This is a genomic window from Streptomyces sp. NPDC058964 (assembly GCF_042741275.1).
In the GTDB taxonomy this organism is placed as follows: Bacteria; Actinomycetota; Actinomycetes; order Streptomycetales; family Streptomycetaceae; genus Streptomyces.
Genome location: NZ_JBHYKH010000895.1, coordinates 1 through 1,882 on the forward strand (window position 1 = coordinate 1; position 1,882 = coordinate 1,882).

Below are 1,882 nucleotides of genomic sequence, written 5' to 3' on the forward strand. Positions count from 1 at the left end.
CCCTCCTCACCGCGGGCGCGGCCTGCCCGGCCCGCGCCCACGAACCGCCGAAGCCACCCGCCCCGCCCCCCGCCCCCCCGGCCGCACCCGCGACACCCGGGAGCGCCTGCAGGGCGGCGTCCACCTCACCGAGCTCGATCCGGCGCCCGCCCAGCTTGACCTGCTCGTCGGACCGGCCGAGGAAGATCAGCCCTTCCGGGTCGGCCTTGACCAGGTCACCGCTCCGGTAGGCGCGCTCCCAGCCCAGCGACTCCAGCGGCGCGTACTTCTCCGCGTCCTTCCCGGCGTCCAGATACCGCGCGAGCCCGACCCCGCCGATCACGAGCTGCCCGCTGCCCCCCATGGGCACCGGCTCCCCGCTCCCGTCGACGACGGCGAGCTCCCAGCCGTTCAGCGGCAGCCCGATGCGCACGGGCCCCTCGCCGGTCATCAGCGCCGCGCAGGCCACCACGGTGGCCTCGGTGGGCCCGTAGGTGTTCCACACCTCGCGCCCCTCCGTGACCAGCCGCTGCGCCAGCTCGGGAGGGCAGGCCTCGCCGCCGAAGATCAGCAGACGCACCTCGTCGAGGGTCTCCGGCTCCCACAGCGCGGCCAGCGTCGGCACGGTGGACACGACGGTGATCTCCTGCTCGACCAGCCAGGGGCCGAGATCGGCACCGCTCCTGACCTGCGAGCGGGGCACGGGCACCAGACAGGCACCGTACCGCCAGGCCAGCCACATCTCCTCGCAGGACGCGTCGAAGGCGACGGACAGTCCCGCCATGACCCGGTCCCCGGGCCCGATGGGATCGTCCGCGAGGAACAGGGCCGCCTCGGCGTCCACGAAGGCGGCGGCGCTGCGGTGCGTGACGGCGACGCCCTTGGGCTTCCCGGTGGATCCGGAGGTGAAGATGATCCAGGCGTCGTGCTCGGTGCCGGGGCGGGCGGCGGGCACCTCGCAGGTGCCGTCGGCATCGATCCGGTGCCCGGCCCCGATCACGGCCCGCACCCCCGCCTCCCCGAACACCAGCTCGGCCCGCTCGTCGGGGTCCTCGGCGTCGACGGGAACGTAGGCCGCACCGGCCGCGAGCACGGCCAGAACGGCCACGTACAGATCGTTGGTCCCGGACGGCACACGCACGCCCACCCGGTCCCCGAGCCCGACTCCCGCGTCGGCGAGCCGCCGTCGCAGGCGCTCCACCTCGACGGCCAGGGTCCGGTAGGTGAGCCGCGTCGTGCCGTCGTCCAGGGCGAACTCGTCCGGGTACGACCGTACGGTCGCGTCGAGGACGTCCATGAGGGTGCGGGGCGAGGCGCCGGGCCCCGCGGAGAAGCGTGCGGTGTCACCGAACTGCTCGCGGATCTCGTCGTCGAGCAGGCCGAGAGCACTGCCCTCGTGTATGGCTGCCATCCGGTCCTCGCGTCTCGAACCCGGAAGCCTCCGGGGCGCTGGCGGGCCCGCAGGTCTGCCTGGGGTTGTCCGGCTCCAGCTCCATGACAAGCCGGAAATATTAGTACGACGCTATGCTCCGCCCCTTCGCCCAGCCACTCGGGGAGGCCGTTCGGGGGAGGGCGGGCGAACCTGCGCGCGGTTGTGACCTGGCGGTCCGTACACGGGAGGAGAGATGGCCCACACCGGGGAGCCAGGGCATGCGGAACTGCCCTGCCGGCCCCAGCCGTTGACCCGCGCGAGCCCGAACGCCCGGCGTGGCGCGCGTTCCGGACGGACCGTGCGCGCAACGCCGCGGAGTCGGCGGCCAGTTGCCCGGACCGGTGGTCCGGCGCCGGGAAAAGCAGAGGGCCCCCGACTCCTTCCGTTCTAGTGGTCGTCGCAACACCCCAGTTCAAGGGGTGCGATGGACTTCGAGATCCGGAAGGATCGGCGGCCTCAGGGGCCGAGGAG

The 1,882-nt window shown here is 73.7% G+C and carries 1 protein-coding gene; it reads right to left on the minus strand.

Annotation, left to right across the window (positions count from 1 at the left end; genetic code table 11):
- Nucleotides 1–1,390: amino acid adenylation domain-containing protein (locus ACFW2E_RS46125; RefSeq protein ID WP_384477965.1), on the minus strand; the 1,390-nt coding region annotated here is incomplete at its 3' end.
- Nucleotides 1,391–1,882 lie beyond the last annotated feature (492 nt).